25 protein-coding genes are annotated in these 24,541 nt (G+C 52.2%); 7 read left to right on the top strand and 18 right to left on the bottom strand.

Annotation, left to right across the window (positions count from 1 at the left end; all coding sequences use genetic code 11):
- Positions 1–79: 79 nt before the first annotated feature.
- The 4 genes from nrdD to treR all read right to left on the bottom strand — a co-directional run bounded on the left by nrdD (position 80) and on the right by treR (position 6,832).
- Complete coding sequence (gene nrdD / locus LDB27_RS19450; protein WP_000187827.1) at positions 80–2,218, bottom strand: anaerobic ribonucleoside-triphosphate reductase; 2,139 nt, start codon at positions 2,216–2,218, stop codon at positions 80–82.
- Between the two features lie 408 nt (positions 2,219–2,626).
- The gene (treC, locus tag LDB27_RS19445; protein WP_000155039.1) at positions 2,627–4,279 is read right to left on the bottom strand and encodes an alpha,alpha-phosphotrehalase; all 1,653 of its coding nucleotides are present in this window, start codon (positions 4,277–4,279) and stop codon (positions 2,627–2,629) included.
- A gap of 49 nt (positions 4,280–4,328) precedes the next feature.
- The gene (treB, locus tag LDB27_RS19440; protein ID WP_000048817.1) at positions 4,329–5,747 is read right to left on the bottom strand and encodes a PTS trehalose transporter subunit IIBC; all 1,419 of its coding nucleotides are present in this window, start codon (positions 5,745–5,747) and stop codon (positions 4,329–4,331) included.
- 137 nt (positions 5,748–5,884) lie between these two features.
- The gene (gene treR, locus LDB27_RS19435; protein ID WP_001181294.1) at positions 5,885–6,832 is read right to left on the bottom strand and encodes a trehalose operon repressor TreR; all 948 of its coding nucleotides are present in this window, start codon (positions 6,830–6,832) and stop codon (positions 5,885–5,887) included.
- A gap of 151 nt (positions 6,833–6,983) precedes the next feature.
- On the opposite strand from treR, the gene mgtL reads away from it, so the two are divergent.
- Together mgtL and mgtA are read left to right on the top strand one after the other, a co-directional pair.
- Positions 6,984–7,082 (top strand): mgtA regulatory leader peptide MgtL, encoded by a 99-nt coding sequence (gene mgtL, locus LDB27_RS23990; RefSeq protein WP_107320725.1) that lies wholly within the window; start codon positions 6,984–6,986, stop codon positions 7,080–7,082.
- 140 nt (positions 7,083–7,222) lie between these two features.
- A complete protein-coding gene (gene mgtA, locus LDB27_RS19425) occupies positions 7,223–9,931 on the top strand; it encodes a magnesium-translocating P-type ATPase (protein ID WP_000920860.1) in 2,709 nt (902 codons plus the stop codon).
- Positions 9,932–10,046: 115 nt separating this feature from the next.
- Here mgtA and LDB27_RS19420 read toward each other — a convergent pair whose 3' ends face one another.
- The 5 genes from LDB27_RS19420 to pyrL all read right to left on the bottom strand — a co-directional run bounded on the left by LDB27_RS19420 (position 10,047) and on the right by pyrL (position 12,577).
- Positions 10,047–10,493, bottom strand: a complete 447-nt coding sequence (locus tag LDB27_RS19420) for a transposase (protein WP_000252559.1) — start codon at positions 10,491–10,493, stop codon at positions 10,047–10,049.
- Positions 10,494–10,567: 74 nt separating this feature from the next.
- Entirely contained in the window at positions 10,568–10,954 is a 387-nt protein-coding gene (ridA, locus tag LDB27_RS19415; protein ID WP_000047544.1) for a 2-iminobutanoate/2-iminopropanoate deaminase, read from the bottom strand.
- 76 nt (positions 10,955–11,030) lie between these two features.
- Entirely contained in the window at positions 11,031–11,492 is a 462-nt protein-coding gene (pyrI, locus tag LDB27_RS19410; protein ID WP_000148566.1) for an aspartate carbamoyltransferase regulatory subunit, read from the bottom strand.
- Between the two features lie 12 nt (positions 11,493–11,504).
- Positions 11,505–12,440, bottom strand: coding sequence for an aspartate carbamoyltransferase (gene pyrB / locus LDB27_RS19405; RefSeq protein ID WP_000013055.1), 936 nt, complete (start codon positions 12,438–12,440; stop codon positions 11,505–11,507).
- A gap of 35 nt (positions 12,441–12,475) precedes the next feature.
- Complete coding sequence (gene pyrL / locus LDB27_RS19400; protein WP_000249504.1) at positions 12,476–12,577, bottom strand: pyr operon leader peptide; 102 nt, start codon at positions 12,575–12,577, stop codon at positions 12,476–12,478.
- Here pyrL and LDB27_RS19395 point away from each other — a divergent pair.
- Positions 12,557–12,697 carry a hypothetical protein gene (locus LDB27_RS19395; RefSeq protein WP_077905461.1) on the top strand — a complete coding sequence of 47 codons (141 nt, stop codon included), beginning with the start codon at positions 12,557–12,559 and terminating at the stop codon, positions 12,695–12,697. The genes pyrL and LDB27_RS19395 overlap by 21 nt on opposite strands.
- On the opposite strand, the gene LDB27_RS19390 is transcribed toward LDB27_RS19395, so the two are convergent.
- The 5 genes from LDB27_RS19390 to arcA form a co-directional block, all read right to left on the bottom strand.
- Complete coding sequence (locus tag LDB27_RS19390; protein WP_000666051.1) at positions 12,667–13,155, bottom strand: arginine repressor; 489 nt, start codon at positions 13,153–13,155, stop codon at positions 12,667–12,669. The two genes, LDB27_RS19395 and LDB27_RS19390, sit on opposite strands and share 31 nt — an antisense overlap.
- Before the next feature lie 186 nt (positions 13,156–13,341).
- Entirely contained in the window at positions 13,342–14,745 is a 1,404-nt protein-coding gene (locus LDB27_RS19385) for a YfcC family protein (protein WP_000514437.1), read from the bottom strand.
- A 55-nt stretch (positions 14,746–14,800) separates the two neighbouring features.
- Entirely contained in the window at positions 14,801–15,805 is a 1,005-nt protein-coding gene (gene argF / locus LDB27_RS19380) for an ornithine carbamoyltransferase (protein ID WP_000237031.1), read from the bottom strand.
- A gap of 111 nt (positions 15,806–15,916) precedes the next feature.
- Entirely contained in the window at positions 15,917–16,849 is a 933-nt protein-coding gene (gene arcC / locus LDB27_RS19375) for a carbamate kinase (protein ID WP_000428751.1), read from the bottom strand.
- A gap of 10 nt (positions 16,850–16,859) precedes the next feature.
- Positions 16,860–18,080 (bottom strand): arginine deiminase, encoded by a 1,221-nt coding sequence (arcA, locus tag LDB27_RS19370; RefSeq protein ID WP_000410843.1) that lies wholly within the window; start codon positions 18,078–18,080, stop codon positions 16,860–16,862.
- A gap of 675 nt (positions 18,081–18,755) precedes the next feature.
- On the opposite strand from arcA, the gene LDB27_RS19365 reads away from it, so the two are divergent.
- The gene (locus tag LDB27_RS19365; protein ID WP_000583457.1) at positions 18,756–19,208 is read left to right on the top strand and encodes a YhcH/YjgK/YiaL family protein; all 453 of its coding nucleotides are present in this window, start codon (positions 18,756–18,758) and stop codon (positions 19,206–19,208) included.
- A 72-nt stretch (positions 19,209–19,280) separates the two neighbouring features.
- Here LDB27_RS19365 and argF (LDB27_RS19360) read toward each other — a convergent pair whose 3' ends face one another.
- Both argF (LDB27_RS19360) and argL read right to left on the bottom strand, forming a co-directional pair.
- The gene (argF, locus tag LDB27_RS19360; RefSeq protein WP_000103041.1) at positions 19,281–20,285 is read right to left on the bottom strand and encodes an ornithine carbamoyltransferase; all 1,005 of its coding nucleotides are present in this window, start codon (positions 20,283–20,285) and stop codon (positions 19,281–19,283) included.
- On the bottom strand, positions 20,255–20,350 hold the full coding sequence (gene argL / locus LDB27_RS23985) for a putative translational regulatory protein ArgL (protein WP_223148976.1): 96 nt from the start codon (positions 20,348–20,350) through the stop codon (positions 20,255–20,257). Before argL ends, argF (LDB27_RS19360) begins: the two co-directional genes overlap by 31 nt.
- A 100-nt stretch (positions 20,351–20,450) precedes the next feature.
- Here argL and rraB point away from each other — a divergent pair, with 100 nt between their 5' ends.
- Both rraB and miaE read left to right on the top strand, forming a co-directional pair.
- The gene (gene rraB / locus LDB27_RS19350; protein WP_000002940.1) at positions 20,451–20,867 is read left to right on the top strand and encodes a ribonuclease E inhibitor RraB; all 417 of its coding nucleotides are present in this window, start codon (positions 20,451–20,453) and stop codon (positions 20,865–20,867) included.
- 11 nt (positions 20,868–20,878) lie between these two features.
- On the top strand, positions 20,879–21,691 hold the full coding sequence (miaE, locus tag LDB27_RS19345) for a tRNA isopentenyl-2-thiomethyl-A-37 hydroxylase MiaE (RefSeq protein WP_000218450.1): 813 nt from the start codon (positions 20,879–20,881) through the stop codon (positions 21,689–21,691).
- Positions 21,692–21,935: 244 nt separating this feature from the next.
- On the opposite strand, the gene LDB27_RS19340 is transcribed toward miaE, so the two are convergent.
- Complete coding sequence (locus tag LDB27_RS19340; RefSeq protein ID WP_000826191.1) at positions 21,936–22,424, bottom strand: DUF3617 domain-containing protein; 489 nt, start codon at positions 22,422–22,424, stop codon at positions 21,936–21,938.
- A 106-nt stretch (positions 22,425–22,530) separates the two neighbouring features.
- Positions 22,531–23,034: a GNAT family N-acetyltransferase gene (locus LDB27_RS19335; RefSeq protein ID WP_001519079.1), complete on the bottom strand. Its 504-nt coding sequence runs from the start codon at positions 23,032–23,034 to the stop codon at positions 22,531–22,533.
- 194 nt (positions 23,035–23,228) lie between these two features.
- On the opposite strand from LDB27_RS19335, the gene LDB27_RS19330 reads away from it, so the two are divergent.
- Positions 23,229–24,416, top strand: a complete 1,188-nt coding sequence (locus LDB27_RS19330; protein WP_001045141.1) for a YjgN family protein — start codon at positions 23,229–23,231, stop codon at positions 24,414–24,416.
- Positions 24,417–24,541: the final 125 nt, after the last annotated feature.

The following is a 24,541-nucleotide window of genomic DNA, read 5'->3' as shown; positions in this document are numbered from 1 at the left end:
TTGGAACTATAGCCAGCGGTTGTAGGCCGGATAAGGTGTTTACACCGCCATCCGGCATTTACGCATTGCAAACGGAGGATTAACCTATCTGCCCATTGCCTAAATGCTTCACGCGGCGCTTCACTTCTTCCTGCTTACCGGCGTTAAACGGGCGTGCGTCCGGGCTGCCTAAATAACCGCACACGCGGCGGGTGACCGAGACGCGCGCGGCGTCGTGGTTGCCGCATTTCGGGCAGGTGAAACCTTTACTGGTACATTCGAACTCGCCGGTAAAGCCGCACTCGTAGCATTCATCGATCGGCGTGTTGGTGCCGTAATACGGTACATGCTGATAGCTGTAATCCCAGACATCTTCCAGCGCCTTCAGGTTGTGCTGAATGTTCGGGTATTCGCCGTAGCAAATGAAACCCCCGTTCGCCAGCGGCGGATACGGCGCTTCGAAATCGATTTTGTCGTACGGGTTAACCTTCTTCTCCACGTCGAGGTGGAAGCTGTTGGTGTAGTAACCTTTATCGGTTACGCCCGGCACCACGCCGAACTCGGCGGTATCCAGACGGCAGAAGCGGTCACAGAGGTTTTCACTTGGCGTGCTGTACAGACTAAAGCCGTAGCCAGTCTCTTCTTTCCACTGATCCACGGCCTGGCGCAGACGTTCCACAATGGCGATACCTTTGGCGCGCAGCTGCTCGCTGTCATAGACATGTTTGTCGCCAAACAGCGCGTTGATGGTCTCATGAATGCCGATGTAGCCCAGAGAGATGGACGCACGACCATTTTTAAAGATTTCAGACACGTCGTCGTCCGCTTTCAGCCGCACGCCGCAGGCGCCTTCCATATACAGGATAGGCGCGACACGGGCTTTCACGCCTTCAAGGCGGGCGATACGGGTCATCAGCGCCTTCCGCGCCAGCGCCAGACGTTCATCCAGCAGTTTCCAGAATGCGGTTTCGTCGCCTTTTGCTTCCAGCGCGATGCGCGGCAGGTTAAGGCTAATCACGCCCAGGTTGTTACGCCCGTCGTGGATCTGCTCGCCGTTTTCGTTCTCCCACACGCCGAGGAAGCTGCGGCAGCCCATTGGCGTTTTGAACGAACCGGTGACTTTGACCACCTGATCGTAGTTGAGGATGTCCGGATACATGCGCTTGCTCGCGCACTCCAGCGCCAGTTGTTTAATGTCGTAGTTCGGATCGCCAAACTTGTGGTTCAAACCGTCGCGGATAGCGAAGACCAGTTTCGGGAACACGGCGGTTTTGCGATTTTTACCCAGACCGGCGATACGGTTACGCAAAATAGACGCCTGGATCAGACGCGACTCCCAACTGGTGCCGAGGCCAAAACCAAAGGTCACGAAAGGCGTCTGGCCGTTAGCGGTGTGCAGCGTGTTAACTTCGTATTCCAGCGACTGGAAGGCGTCGTAGCACTCTTTTTCGGTGCGAGAACGCGCATACCCTTCGGCATCCGGGATCTGCCACTCATCGGCGGTTTTGCGGTGCTTGTTGTAGCTTTCGGTGACAAACGGCGCCAGCACTTCGTCGATACGGTTAATGGTGGTGCCGCCATAAATATGGCTGGCGACCTGCGCGATAATCTGCGCGGTAACGGCAGTGGCGGTAGAGATAGATTTCGGCGGTTCGATCTCAGCGTTACCCATCTTAAAGCCCTGGGTCAACATGCCTTTCAGGTCGATCAGCATACAGTTGAACATCGGGAAGAACGGCGAATAGTCGAGATCGTGATAGTGGATATCGCCGCGCTCATGCGCTTGTACTACGTCACGCGGCAACAGGTGCTGGCGGGCATAGTGTTTGGCGACAATCCCGGCCAGCAAATCGCGCTGGGTGGGAATGACTTTACTGTCTTTGTTGGCGTTTTCATTGAGCAACGCGGAGTTAGTTTGCTCTACCAGGCCGCGAATTTCCTGGTTCAGACGACCACGCTTTTCACGCTGAATGTCGCGATCGTGACGGTATTCGATGTAGGCGCGGGCAAGCTGTTTGTACGGGCCGGACATCAGTTGGTTTTCAACCGCAGTCTGGATCTCGTTAATATCCACCTGACTGCGCGCGTTCATTTGGCTGCTAACGACTTCTGCGACGGTGGCACAGTAACCTGCGTCATCGACTCCCGCTGCTTTAGCTGCACGTAGAATGGCTTCCTTAATGCGCTCTGATTTGAATGGCACTTTACAGCCATCTCGTTTCATCACATGCGGTGTCATGATCACTCCATATTTGTAAGAACAGGTTATCCACAGAGGCCGGGGAAGCCATAACAGGTTTATTCATCTCTTTTCCAACGACTTCCCGCAATCCTGACCCAGGTTATCCACAATTCACCTTGTGTCGAGTGAACGGATGTTGTAGCAATTGTAGTCAATTAATACAACATATTGGGTCGGCGTGCATTTTAAAGTCTATATGTAGTGATTTGCATCAAGGATGTTTGCAATTTTATTGATGTAGAACAAGGTAAAAATCAGAGCGTACAGATGGCGGGCGCTGTAGCGTTTGTAAAAGATAGCAAGAAAAATCTGATTAATTATTCAACAAAAACAGACAGTAACCAGGAGCAACGCCACAGCCCGTGTCAATAGGCCTGTGGCGTTTATCCGTATAAGGACGTCGCGTTAGCGTTGTAACCACCAGATGGCTTCAAATGGGCGGAGCGTCATCGCGGCTGGCTGGCTGGCGACCTCGCCATAATTGTGCAGTAGCGCCTGCCACTGTCCTTTGATATGCGGTGGATGCCACTCCTGACACTGGTCGCTCAGATTGGCGACAACCAGCAGGGTTTGCCCCTGCCACTGGCGACGATAACACCATACTGATGGGCTATCCGGGAGGAGATCCTGATAATCGCCCCAGATCAGTACAGGCTGGGTTTTACGTAGCGCAATCAGCTTTTGATAGGTGTAAAACACCGAGTTTTCATCGCGTAATGCCGCCGCGACATTAACCTCCGTATAGTTATCGCACAGGCTTATCCACGGCTCGCCCTGGGTGAAACCGGCGTTTTTACCGTGGTTCCACTGCATCGGCGTGCGGCTGTTGTCGCGGGATTTACTGGCCAGGATAGCCAGTAGTTCGTCGGGGTCGCGTCCGGCGGCGCGTAGCGCGGCAAACATGTTATGGCTTTCCACGTCGCGATAATCGGTGATGCGGGTAAAGTGTGGGTTGGTCATGCCGATTTCTTCGCCCTGATAGATATAAGGCGTCCCTTGCATACCGTGCAGCGCCATCGCCAACATTTTCGCGGCTGGAACCCGGTATTCACCCTCGTCGCCAAAGCGGGAAACGATGCGCGGCTGATCGTGATTACACCAGAATAACGCGTTCCAGGCGACGTTATGCATCCCCTGTTGCCAGTGGCGGAACAACGCTTTCAGCGCCACATAATCAGGTTTTGCCAGCGTCCACTTTTCGCCATTGGGGTAATCCACCTTCAGATGATGAAAATTGAAGGTCATCGAGAGTTCGTCGCCGCTAAGCGCGGCATATTGCTGGCAGTTTTCCAGCGTGGTAGAGGACATTTCGCCTACCGTCATCAGATTACGCGGCGTAAAAACGTCACGGTTCATTTCGCGTAAAAACGTATGCGCGCGCGGTCCGTCGGTATAAAAGCGGCGTCCGTCGCCCGTCGGATCGTCAGGAAAATCCTGATCTTTGGCGATCAGGTTCACCACGTCCAGACGCAGGCCATCCACGCCGCGATCGGCCCAGAATTCGCAGACCTTTTTCAGCTCGGCGCGCACGGCGGGGTTTTCCCAGTTCAGGTCGGCCTGTTCAGGCGCGAAAAGGTGTAAATAATATTGTTCGCTCTGGCTATGCCAGCGCCAGGCGCTGCCGCCAAATTTGGATTGCCAGTTATTCGGGCAGACATCCGGCGTGCCATCGCGCCAGATATAAAACTGACGGTATGGACTCTCTTTGTTCAGCGCTTCGCGAAACCAGGCGTGCTGGGTAGAAGTATGGTTAAACACCATATCCAGGATGATGCGAATACCGCGTGCTTTCGCCTGCGCGACCAGCTCGTCAAAATCATCCAGCGTGCCGTAGGTCGGGTCGATGGCCGTATAATTTGCGACGTCATAACCGTTATCCACCTGCGGCGAGATATAAAACGGCGTGAGCCAGATGGCATCCACGCCGAGTCGCTGTAGATAGTCAAGGTGCTGCGTGACGCCGCGTAAATCGCCGGTGCCGCTGCCGGTCGTGTCCTGAAAACTTTTTGGGTAGATCTGATAAATAACGCCGTTTTGCCACCAGAGGGGAATAGTCATTGTTGTTTCCTGCAAGTGCGTTGGGACGCAACTGCGCCCCGAAGAAGTATTAGACAATTTGTAATGTGCCCTGACGATGCTTACGCTGATAGATAAAGGTGGTCAGAATCACCGGGATAACGATCGCGATAACCATCGCCATGCCGTACACCTGCCAGTAGCGCGGCGGTATAGACAGGATGCCCGGCAGGCCGCCCACGCCGATACCGTTGGCGATGACGCCGTTCAGACCGCAGAGCAGTCCCGCCAGACCAGATCCGATCATCGCGCACAGCATCGGAAAACGATACTTTAGATTGATACCGTACATCGCCGGTTCGGTTACCCCAAGGTAAGCGGAAATGGCGGCAGGAACGGAGATCTCGCGTTCATTGTGTTTACGGCTGGAGATGATGATGCCCACCACGGCGGAGGCCTGCGCGATATTCGACAGCGCAATCAGCGGCCAGACTGGCGTACCGCCCATGCTCTGGATCATCTGCATATCGATAGCGAGCGTTGTCTGGTGGACGCCGGTAATGACCAGCGGGGCATACAGGAAGCCGAACAGCGCCGCGCCTATCGGGGCGAAACTGCCGGTCATCAGATAACGTACCGCAAAGGCCACACCGTCGCCGATCATACGACCAAAGGGGCCGATAAAGGTGTGGGCGAGAAAGACGGCCAGTATCAACGAACACACCGGGACGACGACCAGGTAGAGATAATCCGGCACGATGCGTTTCAACCGCGTTTCAATAAACCCAAGCGCCAGCCCTGCCAGTAGCGCCGGGATAACCTGCGCCTGGTAGCCCACTTTCTCAATGCTAAATAAGCCGAAGTTCCAGACGTCCGGCGTTTGCTGGCCCAGCAGATACGCATTCATCAACTGCGGCGACACCAGCGTCACGCCGAGCACGATACCAAGAATCGGCGTGCCGCCCATTTTTTTCACCGCCGACCAGCAGATCCCCACCGGCAGATAGAAAAAGATCGCTTCGCCGATCAACCATAAAAAATCATAAAGCGTTTTTAGCGCTGGATGCATCTGCGCCAGCGTTTGGCCGTTGCTCATCGGCACATCGCCGATCACGTTACGAAAGCCTAAGATCAAACCGCCGCTGATCAACGCCGGTAGTAGCGGAAAGAAGATCTCCGCAAAGTGGGAAATTAACTGCTCATGCCATTTCATGTTCTGGCGAGCGGCTTTTTTGGCCTGCTCTTTATCAGCATACGCTTTGCCGGTGGTCTCCAGCAGCGCGTTATAGTAATCGCCAACGTCGGTGCCAATCACCACCTGAAACTGCCCGGCGTTGGTGAAACAGCCTTTAACCATCGGTAATTGTTCGATCTCTTTTGGCCTGGCGTTCGCGGGCTGGTGGAGCACAAAGCGCAGGCGAGTAATGCAGTGGCTCACCGTGGCGATGTTGTCGCGCCCGCCGACCAGGTCAATCAGCCGGTCGATATCGGCTTGTTTTACTTTGCTCATCGTAAAGCCTCATGGCAGAGGAGGTATGTTATGGGTTGGCGCAAGAGTATCTCTTCAACGTTGGTTTAAAAATGGGAACGTTCCCGAAACGCAGCGACGATCACAAATTACTCGTGGTATTTCGTTTAATCAGTCACTCAGGCGAGGGTAGAAGGAATGACGATCCGGCGCGGATCGCAGCGGCCATTGATCTGTTCGATCAGCTGCGAAGCCGCCTGTCGTCCGGCTTCAGCATAGCCAGGATCGACAGTGACGATCTCCGGGTGCAGGAATTTTATCAGCGGCGTGTTCCCGACGCTTGCCAGTTGCAGCGTCTCAATACGTTGCTCCTGTAAATACTTACTGGCGCCCAACGCCAGCGTATCGGTGGCGCAGACTAACGCGGTGGTATCCGGCATGATGACGCTTGCCGTATGCTCATAGCCCTGCTTCATGGCAAGACCGGGCAGGGCGGCGACGGGATGAAGTTTATGTTTTTTGCAAAACGCCAGGTATGCGTCATGCCGACGTTTGCCAGTGGTAATATCGCTATGGGGAACGCCCAGAAAGCTAATGTTGCGGTGTCCCTGCTCATACAGCCGCTGCATAAGGATATGAATCGCGCCCTCGTCGTCGTAACAGACGGAGGCAAAACCTTGCGCATCTCTTGCCAGCAGCACCAGCGAGGCTTTCCAGGGGGCGATCAACTCTTCTGTGATGCCGGTAAAGCCAAACAGCACCACGCCATCAATGTTACGTCGTCTGAGCATGCCCAGATGTTCCATTACCAGCGTCGGCGAGAACTGACTTTCCATCATAATAGGGTCGTAGCCCTGTTCATAAAACGCAGGCAGCATGGTTTGAACCGCGAGGTTTTCAGACAACGAATCAAGGCGAGTGACGATAATAGCGACCACTTTATCGCTTTGTCCCCGCATCGCACGGGCGGAGCGGGACGGAAAGAAACCGTGTTGATTCATCACCGCTTCGACACGCTCGCGGGTACGTTCGCTTACGCCGCTTTCATTGTTAAGCACGCGGGAAACGGTTGATTTCCCTACGCCGCTCAGGCGGGCGATGTCTTTGATAGTGAGCCGGTTTTGCATCCTGTTTTCCCGTGGCGTGACGCTGATGGTGATTGGTGATAAAAAGAGTAACTTTACTCAAGCGAAGGGCAATGGGCAAAGTCTGGTTTATCGTTGGTTTAATTACGTAACGGTATGATACCGCCATAATTGCCACAAAACTTATGGATTTATGCGTATAATCCACGGCGCAAATCGTTTACTTACCGGAGGCGACATGGACCCTGAACCCACCCCTCTCCCGCGATGGAGAATTTTCCTTTTCCGGTAAGCCTGCCTCTGCTGTCTTACCGGTGTGTAAGACAGTGACACAATAACGTCCCTGTTTTTATTTAAACATTGCTCATCGGGCAAGGCTTTGCCGCGCCTGAAGAATTTTCTGCGCCTGACTTCGGCGCGGAGGGATTACCTATGCTAAAAACCATTACCCGCCAGCTTTTTGCCCGGCTTAATCGTCATTTGCCTTATCGTCTGGTTCACCGCGATCCGCTGCCCGGGGCGCAGACCGCGGTAAATGCGACTATCCCGCCTTCGCTGAGCGAACGCTGTCTGAAAGTCGCGGCAATGGAGCAGGAGACTCTCTGGCGCGTTTTTGATACGCACCCGGAGGGATTAAACGCCGCCGAGGTAACGCGCGCGCGTGAAAAGCATGGCGAAAACCGCCTTCCGGCACAGAAACCCTCGCCGTGGTGGGTGCATCTGTGGGTATGTTATCGCAATCCTTTCAACATCTTACTCACGATTCTTGGCGGCATTTCTTATGCCACGGAGGATCTGTTTGCCGCAGGCGTTATCGCCCTGATGGTCGGTATCTCAACGCTGCTGAATTTTGTGCAGGAAGCGCGCTCGACGAAAGCAGCGGACGCGCTAAAAGCGATGGTGAGTAATACCGCTACCGTACTGCGGGTTATTAATGAAAATGGCGAAAACGCCTGGCTGGAATTACCCATCGATCAACTGGTGCCCGGCGATATTATTAAGCTGGCGGCGGGGGATATGATCCCGGCGGATTTACGGATTATCCAGGCGCGCGATCTGTTTGTCGCCCAGGCGTCGCTGACCGGCGAATCTCTGCCGGTCGAGAAAGTCGCCGCGACGCGTGAGCCCCGGCAAAATAACCCGCTTGAGTGCGACACGCTGTGCTTTATGGGGACGAACGTCGTGAGCGGAACGGCGCAGGCCGTGGTGATGGCGACCGGCGCCGACACCTGGTTTGGTCAATTGGCGGGGCGCGTGTCGGAACAAGATAACGAGCAGAACGCTTTCCAGAAAGGAATTAGCCGCGTCAGCATGTTGCTGATCCGCTTTATGCTGGTCATGGCGCCGGTAGTACTGATTATTAATGGTTACACGAAAGGTGACTGGTGGGAAGCGGCGTTATTTGCGCTTTCGGTCGCGGTAGGGCTCACCCCGGAAATGTTGCCGATGATCGTCACCTCCACCCTCGCGCGCGGAGCGGTGAAGCTCTCGAAACAGAAAGTTATCGTGAAGCACCTTGATGCGATTCAGAACTTCGGCGCGATGGATATTCTGTGCACCGATAAAACCGGCACTCTGACGCAGGATAAAATTGTGCTGGAGAATCATACGGATATTTCTGGTAAGCCCAGCGAGCATGTACTGCATTGCGCCTGGCTGAACAGCCATTATCAGACCGGTCTAAAAAACTTACTGGATACGGCGGTCCTGGAGGGAGTAGACGAAACCGCCGCGCGTCAGCTCTCCGGACGCTGGCAGAAAATCGATGAGATTCCGTTTGATTTTGAGCGTCGCCGGATGTCGGTGGTGGTGGCCGAAGATTCGAGCGTGCATCAACTGGTCTGCAAAGGCGCGTTACAGGAGATCCTGAACGTGTGTACTCAGGTGCGCCACAACGGCGATATTGTGCCGCTGGACGACAATATGCTGCGCCGGGTGAAACGCGTTACCGACACGCTGAACTGTCAGGGGCTACGCGTGGTCGCCGTCGCGACCAAATACCTGCCTGCGCGTGAGGGCGATTACCAGCGTATCGATGAGTCTGACCTGATCCTGGAAGGGTATATTGCTTTTCTCGATCCGCCGAAAGAGACCACCGCGCCGGCGCTGAAAGCGCTGAAGGCAAGCGGAATTACGGTGAAAATTCTCACCGGCGACAGCGAGCTGGTAGCGGCGAAAGTTTGCCATGAAGTTGGGCTGGATGCGGGCGATGTCATTATTGGCAGTGATATTGAAGGGTTAAGCGACGACGCGCTGGCGGCGCTGGCCGCCCGTACGACGTTGTTTGCGCGTCTGACGCCGATGCATAAAGAGCGCATCGTCACTTTGCTCAAACGCGAGGGGCATGTGGTCGGTTTTATGGGCGACGGGATTAACGATGCCCCGGCGCTGCGGGCGGCGGATATTGGTATCTCGGTAGATGGCGCGGTGGACATCGCCCGTGAAGCCGCCGATATTATTCTGCTGGAAAAGAGCCTGATGGTGCTGGAAGAAGGCGTCATTGAAGGTCGTCGTACTTTTTCTAATATGTTGAAATATATCAAGATGACGGCCAGCTCAAATTTCGGTAACGTGTTTAGCGTACTGGTGGCGAGCGCCTTTTTGCCGTTCCTGCCAATGCTGCCGCTGCACTTGCTGATTCAAAACCTGCTGTACGATGTATCCCAGGTGGCGATTCCGTTTGATAATGTCGATGAAGAACAAATTCAAAAGCCGCAGCGCTGGAATCCGGCGGATTTGGGGCGCTTTATGGTCTTTTTCGGTCCGATCAGCTCGATTTTCGACATTTTGACCTTTTGTCTGATGTGGTGGGTATTTCATGCGAATACGCCAGAAACGCAAACTTTGTTCCAGTCCGGCTGGTTTGTGGTGGGATTACTGTCGCAAACGCTGATTGTGCATATGATCCGTACCCGTCGTCTGCCGTTTATTCAAAGTCGCGCCGCCTGGCCGCTGATGGCGATGACATTGTTGGTGATGGTCGTGGGAGTTTCGTTGCCGTTTTCGCCGCTGGCGTCTTACCTGCAATTGCAGGCGCTGCCGTTAAGCTATTTCCCGTGGCTGATTGCCATTCTGGCGGGCTATATGACGTTAACTCAGTTGGTGAAAGGGTTTTACAGCCGACGTTATGGCTGGCAGTAAACACTTTCGTCGGGGATTCGCCAGCGTGCTTAATCCCCGATATCGCTAACCAGGTCAGATGCCCGTAAAGCTCGACAAGTTTAACGCGATCGGCTTTATCTTTAAATTTCAGGGCTTATTCAAGCAACTGTAGAATGCTATATGCAGGCATAAAAAAGAGGAATGTCCAGCTAAGTTTGTAAAATGTGTTCTCTGCCCCCAATCCGGAACGAGAGGAGGAGATGTCCCACCGCCGGATATGTTTTGCGGATATGCGACGAAAGCGGCGAATATAGCTAACGCAATAAACTAAGTAAGGAGGAATCGCTAAGGCGCCAGTGGGTTTAGGAAACATAAGAGTAAGCAATATGGCTGCGACAATGAAGCATAAAAAGACTATCGTCGCGGTAGATTCTATCTGTTTTAATTCCTGGCGTACGCTTTCAGCATGCTTCTCCTGCCAGCGACGGAGCGTGCTGTTGCTAAATCCATATTCTTCGCACAACGCCTTATTCGGTACGCCGTTTTTCGACTGTTGCAGAAAATCGGCGATTTGTTCCTCGGTAAAACGCGATCTTACCATTGCCGCCTCTCCATGGCTGTTGGTGCCCCGAACCGGGCAAACTTGCGCCGCCCGGCGGGGATGACGTCCGGCGCTTAGCGACGAACAGCGATCGCTTCAATCTCAATTTTCACGTCTTTCGGCAGACGGGCAACTTCCACGCAGGAACGCGCCGGGAAGGTGGCGTTGTGCTCGGTGAAGAAGGCTTCGTAGGTGGCGTTGACGGTCGCAAAGTCGTTAAGGTCTTTCACGAAGACGGTCGTTTTCACAATGTCGCCTACTTTCAGGCCAGCGGCTTCCACGATAGCTTTAACGTTTTCCAGCGACTGACGTGCCTGAGCGGATACATCTTCCGCTACGGCACCGGTTTTCGGATCGACCGGGATCTGACCGGAAGTGATTACCATGCTACCCAGGTCAACGCCCTGTACGTATGGGCCGATTGCTGCTGGTGCATTTTCCGTCGCAATAGTTTTGCTCATGATTTCTCCTGAATTACAGCGGTAATAGAATGTCCCCGCTCATTATAGGGAGCCGGGATCTCATAACCAACCCCCATTAGTTGGCCAGCACCACATTATGCGAAAACTCTTTTTCACAGTATTTGCATTTGAGGGCGATATCATTGGCGCGTTTTTTCACTGCAAAGCTGGAGGATACCGGTTCCGCGTGGCTGATGCAGTTGCTGTTCGGGCAAACCAGCACATTATTAATACGCTCCGGCAGGCTGGGACGTGATTTCCCGACTACGTCGTAGTTGTCGATGCGGTTAACGGTGGCCTGCGGCGCGTACAGAGCAAGTTGGTTAACCTGCTCATCGGTGAGGAAGGTGTTTTCTATTTTGATTAAGTCTTTACGCCCCATCTCGCCAGACGGGAGATTCAGACCGATAGTGATTCGCTGATCGGTCTCGGTCAATTTAAACAGACTCAGCAGTTTAAAGCCTACCTGCGCAGGGATATGGTCAATCACGGTGCCGCATTTAATGGCTTCAACCTGCAGTTTGTTATCGTGTGTCATCGTTTTTCTCCCTTACAGACTCAGTTCGCTATTCAGTACTAACGCCAGTAACGCCTGGCGAGCGAAAATACCGTTGCCCGCCTGTTGGAAGTACCAGGCGTGTGGCGTTTTATCCACATCCGTGGTGATTTCATCAATCCGCGGCAGCGGGTGCAGCACTTTCATATTTTCACGCGCGCCGTTCAGGTCGCTGGCGCGCAGAACAAACTGCGCCTTCACATTGGCGTACTCCGACGGGTCGAGACGCTCTTTCTGTACGCGAGTCATATAGAGGATGTCGACGTCGGCCATGACCTCTTCAATAGACCCATGCAGGCTCCAGGCCATTCCTTTTTCATCAAGCATATCCAGAATGTACTGCGGCATCGCCAGCGCGTCCGGCGCGATAAAATAAAAACGGTTGCCGCTAAATTTCGCCAGCGCCTGGGTTAGCGAATGCACGGTGCGGCCATATTTCAGATCGCCGACCATCGCGATATGCAAGTTATCCAGACGGCCCTGGGTTTCCTGGATGGTGAACAGATCCAACAGGGTCTGCGTCGGATGCTGGTTTGAACCGTCGCCCGCATTGAGCACCGGCACCTGACCGGAAAACTCCGTCGCCAGACGTGCCGCGCCTTCTTGCGGATGGCGCATCACAATCGCGTCCACGTAAGTGCTAATCACTGAGATCGTGTCGGCTAACGTTTCTCCTTTTTTCCCCAGCGACGTGTTGGCGCTGTCGGAGAAGCCCACTACGCTGGCGCCCAGGCGATGCATTGAAGTTTCAAACGACAGGCGGGTACGCGTGGAGGCTTCGAAAAAGCAGCTGGCGATCACTTTATGTTTCAATAGCTCCGGCTGCGGGTTGGCTTTTAATTTCGCCGCCGTCGCCAGTACCAGATTAAGATCGTCGCGGCTGAGGTCGTTTATGGAAATGATATGTTTTTGATATAGCGGGTTAGCCATGTTTATCTCCTGACGCCTGGGCAAAAAAAAGCCCCTCAATTGAGGGGCTTGGTATTGGTTTTCAACGGAAAGAAAAACGGCAGGCCTGCGTCCTTTTTCAGACGCGGTAAGACAGAATGTCGTACACACTGAACCATGCTTCCTCCCGGCAAATTGTCCGCGATTATACTCAGCTCTGTTTGGGGATCAAGCAATTAATGCATGATTTACTCATCGCAAACGGTTCTTATGAATTTAAATTCATTTTAAGCAAATAATTAATTTGTTTGTGTACCAGCGCCGTGCGCTGAACGACCCGTGGTGCGACCCAGACAATACTGCTACCGGCAACGACGCCGAGAATTTCCGGCAATGCGTGGTAATCCAGAATTCTCGCGACGGCGCGACCATAACCTGCCGCCGTATGGATAAGGATAAATTCGCTATTATGTTCAACGCTGACGACCATTTCGGCTATTGAACGTCCGGCATCCGGTGAAGGACGCCGCTGGGGATTTACGGAATAAATCTTTTGTCCCTTCGTATTTCTGATTTTTATTGCGCCCAGCAGCTTGAGCAGGCGCGAAACCGTAGACTGACTGATACCTTCAAATCCCTCATTTTGTAAATCGCGGCGAATCTCCTCCTGGGACAGGTAACTTTTTTCACTAATCAGGCGCTGACAAACCGCCAGTTGCTGTTGTTCTTTGGCGGAGTAATCATCGTATTCCTTCATAAATGCACCTTATCTTTATTATTGATATCAACGGACTGGCGAAATTCATCACATTTGTCACATTGATTGCGGATCAATCGGGCGGTTTTGCAGGAAAATGAGAAGCCGATCAAAAAAGGTGACGGCGTGCCTGATGGCGCTGTGCTTATCAGTCCTGTCGGATAAGACGCGTCGCCATCTGGCTCGTTACATCATCGCTCCGATGCTCAGTGCCGCCATGTTCAGCAATGTCAGGATCAGCAACAGCGGCGCGACCCATTTCAGATAGCGGACATAGGGAACACGCGCGATTGCCAGACCGCCCATGACCACGGCGGAGGTGGGAGTAACCAGGTTCACAATCCCGGAGGCCGACTGGTAGGCGGTTACGACCAAATCCCGCTGTACGTGGGCAAAATCCGCTAACGGCGCCATAATGGGCATCGTCAATACGGCAAGACCGGAAGAGGAGGGCACCAGGAAGGAGAGCAATACTTCCAGCCAGTAGGTTACGTTTATGAAAATGGTGGTAGAGAGGCCGGAAACCAGACTTTCCGCGCTGTGCAAAATAGTGTGGGTAATCATACCGTTATCCATGACCACCACAATGCCGCGCGCGATACCAATAATTAGCGCCACGCCGAGCAAATCCCGCGCGCCGTCGATAAAGGTACTGGTGAACGCTTCCTCGCCCATCCGCGTTATCACGCCAACGATAATCGCCGCCGCCAGAAAAACGCCGGAGATTTCCGCCATCCACCAGCCGAGAACCGCCACGCCGTAAATCATCACCGCGAAAGAGGCGGCGAAGATCAGCAGCACCCATTTCCGGGTAGCCGTAAACTCCAGCAGAGTATTGGCGCGATTGCCGAGGAAATGGGCGCGGTTTTCCTCCATTTTATCCGCCACGACAGAAAGCTCAGGATGGGCGCGGACTTTGCGCGCATAGCGCATTACCCAAAACACGCACAGTACGTAGCCGACAATTAACAGCAGTACGCGCATCAGCATTCCCTGAGTAAAAGGGATGCCGGCGGCGTTGGCGGCAATGACCGTGGCGAAAGGGTTAATGGTCGAACCGAGCGTGCCTATCCCCGCGCCGAGTAGTACGGTTGCCGCCGCCACTAACGGATCGAAGCGGGCCGCCATCATAACCGGCACCAGCAGCGTGTAGAAGGGCAACGACTCCTCCGCCATGCCATAGATAGTGCCGCCTGCGGCGAACAGCGCCATCAGAATGGGGATCATCCACTCATCTTTGCCGTTGAGTTTGACTGTTACCCGTTCAATACCGGCATCAATCGCCCCCGTTTTATTCACCACCCCCAGAAAGCCGCCGATAATCAAGACAAACAGCGCGACGTCAATGGCGCCGGCGGTGTAGGTTTCGTGGTTATAGAGGCCGTCAATCGGCGCCAGTAAAACAGCGGTAATCCCTTGCGGATGCGCGTCCACGGGGGCATACGTTCCCGCCACCGGCACCTCTTTTCCCAGCGTGGCGTTCATCGCCATTTGGTATTTTCCCGCCGGCACAATCCAGGTCATCACCGCGACCAGGGCAATAAGAATAAACAGGATGGTATAAGCGGTGGGAAATTTAAATTTACCCATGATGTTCTCTCCTGATATCACGGATATGCGCCGCGAGGGCGCATATCCTGTGGGATTAGTCGCCGAGCGTCGCCACCATGACCGCTTTGATGGTGTGCATCCGGTTTTCCGCTTCATCGAAGACTATCGAGCCTGCGGACTCGAACACCTCTTCCGTGACCTCCAGTCCTTTCAGGCCGTAAGCCATTTCGATTTCGCGTCCCACTTTGGTGTGCTCGTTATGGAAGGCGGGCAGGCAGTGCATAAACTTCACATCAGGATTACCGGTAGCGTTTACCACCTGCTGGTTGACCTGATATGGCGTCATCAGACTGACGCGTTCCGCCCAGGCTTCTTTGGGCTCTCCCATCGAGACCCAGACGTCGGTATAGAGGAAATCCACGCCGTGAACGCCGTCTTCAACGCTCTCCGTTAAGGTGATACGAGCGCCGGTAACGCTGGCAATTTCCCGGCACTGCGCGACCAGCGCGGCATCAGGCCAGAAGGACTTTGGCGCTATCAGGCGGATATCCATGCCCATCTTCGCCGCGCCCACCATCAGCGAGTTGCCCATGTTGTTGCGCGCGTCGCCCAGGTAGGCGAAGCTCAGTTCCGGCAGCGTTTTACCCGGCGCGTGTTCCAGCATGGTCATCAGATCGGCCAGGATCTGTGTGGGGTGAAATTCATCGGTCAGGCCGTTCCAGACGGGAACGCCCGCGTATTCCCCCAGCTCTTCCACAATGTGTTGACCAAAACCGCGATATTCGATGCCGTCATACATCCGCCCCAGGACGCGAGCAGTATCTTTCATGGACTCTTTATGGCCGATCTGCGAGCCGCTTGGGCCGAGATAAGTCACCTGCGCGCCCTGGTCGAAAGCGGCGACTTCAAACGCGCATCGGGTGCGGGTAGAGGTTTTTTCAAAAATCAGCGCGATGTTTTTGCCGATCAGCGTTTGCTTTTCGCATCCGGCTTTTTTTGCGGCTTTCAGCTCAATAGCCAGATCGATGAGGTGTTGGATTTCCGCCGGGGTGTAGTCAAGCAGCTTCAAAAAGTTACGATTTTTCAGTGAAATAACCATTACAATATCCTTGTTAAAATGAATTGCCTGATGGCGCTGCGCTTATCCGGCCCACGGTTATGCGCGCTCTGTAGGCCGAATAAGGCGGAAGCCGCCATCCGGTAAAAAGCCTTATGCGTCAACGTCGGCGGTTTCACACCGAATCAAAGTGCCTTTCTCGCCCGCGAGAATGGCTTGCCCATCCGCCAGCGAGCCGATTCCGGCAATGCCGCGGCAATGGCTGACAAACTCAGCGCAGGCGGTCACTTTCGGGCCCATCGAACCGGCGTCGAACTGCATTTCACGAAGCAGCTCCGGCGTAACTTGCGCCAGCGGGCGTTGGGTGGGCTTACCCCAGTCGAGATACACCGCGTCGGCATCGGTCAGAATGAGCAGCGCGTCGGCGTGAATTTGGCTGGCAAGCAGGGCTGCGGACAGATCTTTGTCGATCACCGCCTCGATACCGTGGTAGCCATCGGCTTTTTCCACGACCGGCACACCGCCGCCGCCGTTACAGATAACCAGGTGATCGCGGCTAATCAGCGCGCGGATGGCATCGTTTTCCACAATGCGTTTCGGCTGCGGGGAGGGCACAACGCGGCGGAAGGCGTTACCGTCGGCTTTGAATACCCAGCCCTTTTCTGCCTGTAACGCACGGGCCTGCGCTTCGTCGTAAATCGGTCCGATATATTTGGTTGGATTGAGGAATGCCGGGTCGTTGGCATCGACTTCGACCTGGGTGAGCAGGACGCTGATTTCACGCTCCGGCAGATGATTCTTCAGCGCCTGTTGCAGCATGTAGCCAATCATGCCCTGGCTTTCCGCACCGAGGATATCGAGCGGGTAGGGCGTAACGTTAGCGTAGGCGCTATTTTGTAGCGCCAGCAGTCCTACCTGTGGGCCGTTGCCGTGCACTAACACCACGCGCCATTGCCGGGTAAGCTGGGCGATGGTTCTGGCCGCCAGTTCGATATTTTTACGCTGAATATCAGCCTCCAGCGGTTCGCCGCGTTTGAGCAGCGCATTGCCGCCCAGCGCGACGACCAGTGTGCGTTTGTTTTCCATAACGTCTCCTTTAAATACCATCGCGTTCCAGTGGACAGCTCATGCAGCGTGCGCCCCCGCGCCCGCGACCCAGTTCATCGCCGGGAATGGGAAGGATGGTAATGCCGGCTTTGTCGTATTTTTCGTTGGTCCAGATGTTGCGCTCATAGCCCACCACCACGCCGGGACGCAGGGTGAGCACGTTATTGGCGTCATTCCACTGTTCGCGCTCAGCTTCAAATGCGTCGCCGCCAGTGGTGATTAAGCGCACCTGATCGATGCCAAGCGCTTTTTCAAGAGCATGAACCAGCGTGCTCTCCTGGGTTCGTTTCAGACCGCCGCGTCCGTCTGGCGTCAGCGTCCAGCACTGAACGTCCGGGCGAACGACTTCCGGATAGACGGAGAAGGTGTCGATATCAATGTGGGTCATGACGGTATCAAGGTGCATGCAGGAGCGATGTTTTGGCAGTTCAACGGCAATGACGCGTTCCGCCTGACGATGTTTAAACAATGCCTGCGCCAGGAACTCGACGCCCTGCGGCGTAGTACGTTCAGACATACCGATCAACACCGCGCCGCGGCCAATCACCAGCACATCGCCGCCCTCTAAAGTGGCGTGGTCGTAATTAATGTCCTCGTCGCCGAAATATTTAATGAAATCACCGCCTGCGAATTGAGGATGCCAGCGATAAATAGCTCGTAAATTATTCGTTTCACGTTGGCGTGCAGGTTTTGCCATGGGGTTAATTGAGACGCCGTTATATATCCAGCAGGACGTGTCACGGGTAAATAGGTGATTCGGTAATGGCTTCATAATAAAGTCATTAATATCGTGAGTATCGACCACCATATTTTTTATGGAGGCGGGGATTTCGCCGTAAGTTAAACCGCCGCTTAAATGGCGAGCCAGTTCACGGTGCGGCATATCCGCCAGCCAGGCGCGAATATCTGCGGCAAAGGTGGGCCCAAGGCGATAATCGGAAATTTGCGTGTCCAGTAGCCAGGCTTTAGCGTCAGCCACATCCAGCGTTTGGGTGAGCAGGTCGGTTAACAGCAACACTTCTATCCCTTGCTGGCGCAGCGTGTTGGCAAAAATGTCATGCTCTTCGCCAGCGCGCTCTACGGATAATACATCGTCAAAAAGTAATTCCTGACAATTTGAAGGGGTAAGTCTTTTTAGGCTGAGATTGGGACGATGCAACATTACGCTGCGTAATTGACCTATTTCAGAACCGACAAAATGCTTTTCCATCATTATACCTTTTACATAATTTCAAGAATAAAGAAGGAGTGGCTGCAAATATTTAGCGTGCTTGCAGTCGCGGCGTTTCAGTTAAATTCGGGAGCAATGATTGAATTTTATTTGGGTTGTTAATGTGATGAGATTCACATCAATCAAGGAGTGCTATTTTTCTTATTTAATATATGAGCCGGGTCAGAGAAATTCAAAAAACAATAAGGCATTAAATGAATTACTACGCAGCTATATGGTTTGTTATTTTTTTATTGTTAATTATTTGTTTGTTGTATTGAATTATATTTAAATCTTAACCAATTGAAAATAAAGTGATTATTTTTAAGTGTTGCATAACTATGCGTGAAGGGGATTTTATTATCGGAGATATTTAAATAATTTAAAAATAACTATGGATAGAGAAGTCATTTATGCGGGGAGAGCGAATTGTGATCGCTAAAACGTTTTTATATTAACGCCTTTAATATCAAAGGGTTGTTAGTGATGGCGATTTGGCGCCGCTGGGGTTTATGCATAGGTACTGCATAAAGTTGGGCGAACTATTAACAATATATAAACACCGCTGGCGATAAACATGCGCTGGCGCAAAATCGATGAGAGTAAGGGTAGTATGGCAGCCATTTTTCTCGTATAAAGAGAAAAATAAAACGCTGTTTTAACTAAGGGAATGCGATGATTATTGGCAATATTGAACATCTGGAGGCTTGGCTGCCGACGGCGTTACGGCAGGCGATTGAGCACGTCAATGCGCATGTCACGGCAACGACCGCGCCAGGTAAGTATGACATTGACGGCGACAGGCTGTTTTATATGATTTCTGAAAATATGACGGAGCCGGGCGAATCGCGCAGCGCAGAGTATCACGCCCGTTATCTTGATATTCAGATTGTGCTACAAGGTCAGGAAGGGATGGCATTCAGTACCCGGCCTGCAGGAACGCCGCACACGGACTGGCTGACGGATAAAGACATTGCATTTTTACCGACGAGCGTCGACGAGAAAACCGTCGTCCTGAACGAAGGCGACTTTGTGGTGTTTTATCCCGGCGAAGTGCATAAGCCCCTGTGCGCGGTGGGAGAACCGGCGCGGGTACGTAAAGCGGTTGTGAAAATGCTGATGGCGTAATATTTTGTCCGGATGGCGGCGCCTGCACGTTGCGATTTTGTAGGCCAACCGCCATCCGGCATCATAACGACATTATTTAGACAGCGTCGCTACCATTACTGCTTTGATGGTATGCATTCGGTTTTCCGCTTCATCAAAGACAATGCTGGCCGCAGACTCAAAAACCTCGTCGGTCACTTCCATCCCGCCATGTAAACCGTACTCTTCGGCCATTTTTTTGCCGAGCGTGGTTTCGTCATCATGGAACGCAGGCAGACAATGCAGGAACTTAACCTGCGGATTGCCGGTTAACGCCATCATCTGGCTGTTGACCTGATAATCACGCAGCAGGGCAATACGCTCCGCCCATTTCTCTTTGGGTTCGCCCATAGAGACCCAAACATCGGTATAGATAAAATCCGCGCCTTTTACGCCCGAGGCGATATCTTCGGTCAGGGTGATGGCGCCACCGTTCTTTTTCGCCATGGCGCTGCACTCCGCCACTAACGCGGCTTGCGGCCAGCAGGCTTTTGGCGCGACCAGACGGAGATCCAATCCTGTTAACGCGGCGGCTTCCAGCATGGAGTTACCCATGTTATTACGCGCGTCTCCGGCATAGACCAACGTCATCTCGTTAAAGGCTTTACCCGGCAGATGTTCCTGCATGGTGAGCAGATCCGCCAGTAATTGCGTTGGGTGATACTCATCGGTTAAACCGTTCCATACCGGCACACCGGAATATTCAGCCAGCGTTTCGACGATCTCCTGGCCATATCCTCGATACTGAATACCGTCAAACATCCGGCCCAGGACGCGGGCAGTATCTTTGATGGACTCTTTATGGCCGATCTGGCTCCCGCTGGAACCCAGGTACGTCACGCGCGCCCCCTGATCGTATGCGGCAACTTCGAAAGAGCATCGTGTCCGGGTCGAGTCTTTTTCGAAGATGAGCGCAATATTTTTACCCACCAGCTTTTGTTCTTCTTTACCGTTTTTCTTATCGGCTTTCAGTTTGGCGGCAAGCTGCAACAGAGCAGTGAGTTCGCTGGCGGTGAAATCAAGTAACTTTAAAAAAGGTTTTTGGTAAAACGTAGACATACTTCCCTCACATGGCTTAGGCCTCTCATTGAATTAAAATTCACTTTATATGGATGATTATTCATTTGCAACCCTGTTTGATAAAACTTTTCTCGATAAGGTGGAGGCAACGTCGGCGGTATGTGACAATAAGAGTATCGGCAGGACATCTATGAGGAACGAGCTATGGCAAACCCGGAATTACTGGAAGAGCAGCGTGAAGAAACGCGGTTAATTATTGAAGAGTTACTTGAGGACGGCAGCGATCCGGATGCGCTGTACACTATTGAGCATCACCTTTCCGCTGACGATTTCGAAACGTTGGAAAAAGCCGCGGTAGAAGCCTTTAAACTCGGCTATGAAGTGACGGAGCCGGAAGAGCTGGAAGTGGAAGAGGGCGATACGGTTATTTGTTGCGACATCCTCAGCGAGTGCGCGTTGAACGCCGAACTCATCGACGCTCAGGTTGAGCAACTGATGAACCTGGCGGAAAAATATGATGTTGAATACGACGGCTGGGGAACCTATTTTGAAGACCCTAATGGCGAAGAGGGTGACGACGACGATTATGTCGATGAAGATGACGACGGCGTGCGTCACTAAAGCTGTATAGTATGACGGTACGGCAGCGTCTGCTGTCGTATTTTTTTAACAGGTTACGTATGAATTACCCGCAAATACTCTCTCCGGTGCTTAATTTCCTGCATTGCCCGACGCCGCAGGCGTGGATTGTCCAGGCCCGCGATCCGCAAAATCTTCCTCTTCTGCTTACCGATCACTTGATCTGCGAACTGAAGGCTGCGCAAACCGCGTTGCTGTTGGTGCGTAAATATGTCGCCGATAAATCGGGCGCCGACGCGCTGCTCGCCTGGCTGCAACCTTACGAGGCGTTCGCGTTTCGTCAGGGGCCGGAGCCGGATTTTGTTGCCCTGCATAGACAGATTAGCAAAAGCGCCATGCCGCAAACTGATGACCCCTGGGGGCGTCAGCTGATCGACCGTATGGTGTTATTGATTAAAGAGGAGTTGCACCATTTTTGGCAGGTACGCGAGGTCATGCAGGCCAGAAACATTCCTTATGTGAAAATCACCGCCAGCCGCTACGCGAAAGGAATGTTGAAAGCGGTACGCACGCACGAACCGCTCACCTTAATTGATAAGCTGATTTGTGGGGCGTATATCGAAGCCCGCTCCTGCGAACGTTTTGCCGCTCTGGCGCCCTGGCTGGATGAGGATTTACAGACGTTTTATCTCTCGCTTCTGCGCTCCGAAGCGCGGCATTATCAGGATTACCTGGCGCTGGCGCAGCAGATTTCCGCCGAGGACATTTCTGCGCGCGTGCGCTATTTTGGCGACGTGGAAGCTGACCTTATCCTGTCGCCAGACCGCGAGTTTCGTTTTCATAGCGGCGTGCCAGCCGCCGGATAAAGGGTAAAATTAAAGATTAGCGTTTTTATCTTTTACGCTGTCGCCGTCTGCAAACGTTGTGGTGGTCATTCCGCCCGGCATCAAGCTGCTGGCGAGCAGGAAAAGTCATTTTCATGATATTCTGTCCTGAGTAAAGCCTGCCCTGCGGCAGGCAAAAAGAACTCACTCAGTGTTATATTCCCGAAAGGTGACCTTGAACAATGCCCTTTTTGCATCATCACTACGGGTTCTTGTGTTGAAATACTTACTGTTTCACGCCTTTTGACGCTTCAGAGCAGGTCTTGCCAACAAAGGTTTGTTTAATTTTGTTGATGGAGGTTGTTTTATTACCTCCTGCATCGACATCTGATTTCATGGTCATCGCAAATTCTGTATCACTTATTTTCGTCGTTTCTACAATAGAGTGCGATTTGGCATCAGGATTATTACACACAGTCTCATTGATCAGTTTGGTATCCGTACTTTCTACAAATGTTGTCGTGCAACCGCCTGCACTGGTAGAAAAACCCTTCACCATTTTTTTAGAATCTTCAGACATTTTAGGGGTATAACACATAAGCGTCGCTATGCCCGAATTTTTTTCATCCATTAATACTTCTTTTGTATCTGGATTGATGGTGCGCATTTCTATATTTTCCATTTTCCATTCGCCGGGCTGTATATCTAATGCATATACATTAGAGATACTAATAAACATAGCGGGGAAAACAATTGCTGATAATAGGCGTTTCATTTATAACTTCCTTGAATAATAAGTGATTCCCGGATAACAGGATGTTTCCGGGATTACTTATATCAGCAAAAATAATACCTGGCGAGGATAAATAAACGCCTGGTTTTCAGAGATCCTTTAACATCCTCACTTCGCAATCGACATGTCCGGTGCAGCCGAGCGGTTCGCTAATATGTTCAAATCCTAAACGTTCGTATAGCGCAATCGCCTCGCGTAAAAAAGCCGTTGTTTCCAGATAGCAGCGTTTAAAACCCTGTTCACGGGCATGATCCAGCGCCATCAGCGCCAGCTTTTTCGCCAGCCCCTGACCACGAATCACCGGTAAAAAATACATTTTTTGCAGTTCACAAATGTCTGGTTCGCTACAGGATAACGGCGCCACGCCGCCGCCGCCCACCACACAACCGTTTTGCTCTACCACCCAGTAGGCCGCGCCCGGTTGGCTATAAACCTGATACAGTTCATCCAGATTGGGGTCGGCAACGGTATAACCTTTATCGGCGGTAAGTCCGTATTCCGCTGAAACCTGACGGATGACACGGGCAATAGCGGCATTGTCGGCGGTAGTGATTCGGCGCACCGTGAGCGTTGGCGAGGCGACATTATTCATAATATGGCTCAATTTTTAAAATTTATTTATAGATTACTTTAATACCACCGTCTTGAGTTACGCGCAAGGAGATCCTGAATCAGACAAAATAAAAGGCGGAAAAATTAAACAAAAATAGTATCGTAGTCAAATCAGTAACAATTTACTGGTTTTTATTATTAATTCTAATAGATTGTAATTCAGGGATATGATTCATGAATAAAGTTATCAGTAGTAAAGATAACCATAATCACACGTTGGTGTTTACAGGCAAGGGCGGAAAGTATTTTGTTATTTGCCTTGTGAATTTCTTGTTGACGTGTATCACGTTGGGAATCTATGCGCCGTGGGCGATGGTGAAATGTCGACGTTATATTTATACTAATATGACGCTAAACAATCAGCCTTTTGCTTACAAAGCCACGGGCGGCGCATTATTTATTAGTGTGTTGTTAGTTTTTATTATTTATATTGTTAGCCTCTCTCTTATTGAACACGGTCATCCCGGTCTCGGTTTTACGCTATTCGGCTTATTAATTGCGATTATTCCTTTTATGGCGGTGAAAGGATTACAGTATCAGGCGATGATGACTTCACTGAATGGCGTACATTTTGGATTCCAGTGTTCCATGCGGCGCGCCTGGTGGTACATGTTCGCTCTTCCGGTACTCCTGATGGTGGCGCTTTATATTGTTCTTTATATTATCTCACTGGTAACCATCGCCGTCGGCGGTTTAGTGTTCAATATCGTTTTTCTCGGTTTGCTGGCTATTATTGGGATAGGGGTCATTAACGGTATTACCTACAGCAAATGGATGACCTTGTTTGGCAATGGCGCAAACTTTGGCATTCATCGTTTCTCGATTCAGGTTAATGTTAAAACGTGCATCAGAGGGTGCGTGTTGGCAATGTTGACCCTTTTCCCTTTTGCTGTCGTGATTGGTTATCTAATCGCGCCGGTGTTCACCGACATGATTCTTTTGAGTATGATGGGGAATGCGCAGGCAGGAGGGGCGCTTATTCTGCAATATTATGGCCAGATAATGGCATGTTATTTCCTCTATTTTCTCGCGATTATTGTGGTAACCAGTTACTTATATGTGGCGTTACGCAACCTGTTTTTAAACAATTTGTCACTGGCGAACGATTCGATTCGTTTTCATTCCTCTGTCACTGCACACGGTATGCTGTGGCGGTTACTGGTGGTGTTTGTGATTTCCGGCGTGACCTTAGGGCTGGCTTATCCGTGGTTGAAAATTTGGCTGGTGAGCTGGCTGGCGCAGAATACACAGGTCCAGGGCGATCTGGATTCGCTTGAGTTAACCAATGATGAGAAGCCGCTGGAAAACAGCCTGCTAATGTGGATTTCTCGTGGCATCATGCCTTACTTCCCGTTTATCTGATGTAAAAAGGCCGACGTTTACGTCGGCCCATAATTCATGTTGTCGGATGGCGGCGTGAATGCCTTATCCGGCCTACCGATCGCGCCATGTCAATAAGCGAACGTGTAGGCCTGGTAAGCGAAGCG

Origin of the sequence: Salmonella sp. JXY0409-18, from assembly GCF_020268625.1 — a bacterium.
GTDB classification, from domain to species: Bacteria; Pseudomonadota; Gammaproteobacteria; order Enterobacterales; family Enterobacteriaceae; genus Salmonella; species Salmonella enterica.
The sequence above is the reverse complement of the archived record's forward strand: the minus strand, read 5'-3'. Positions and strand labels throughout refer to the sequence as shown.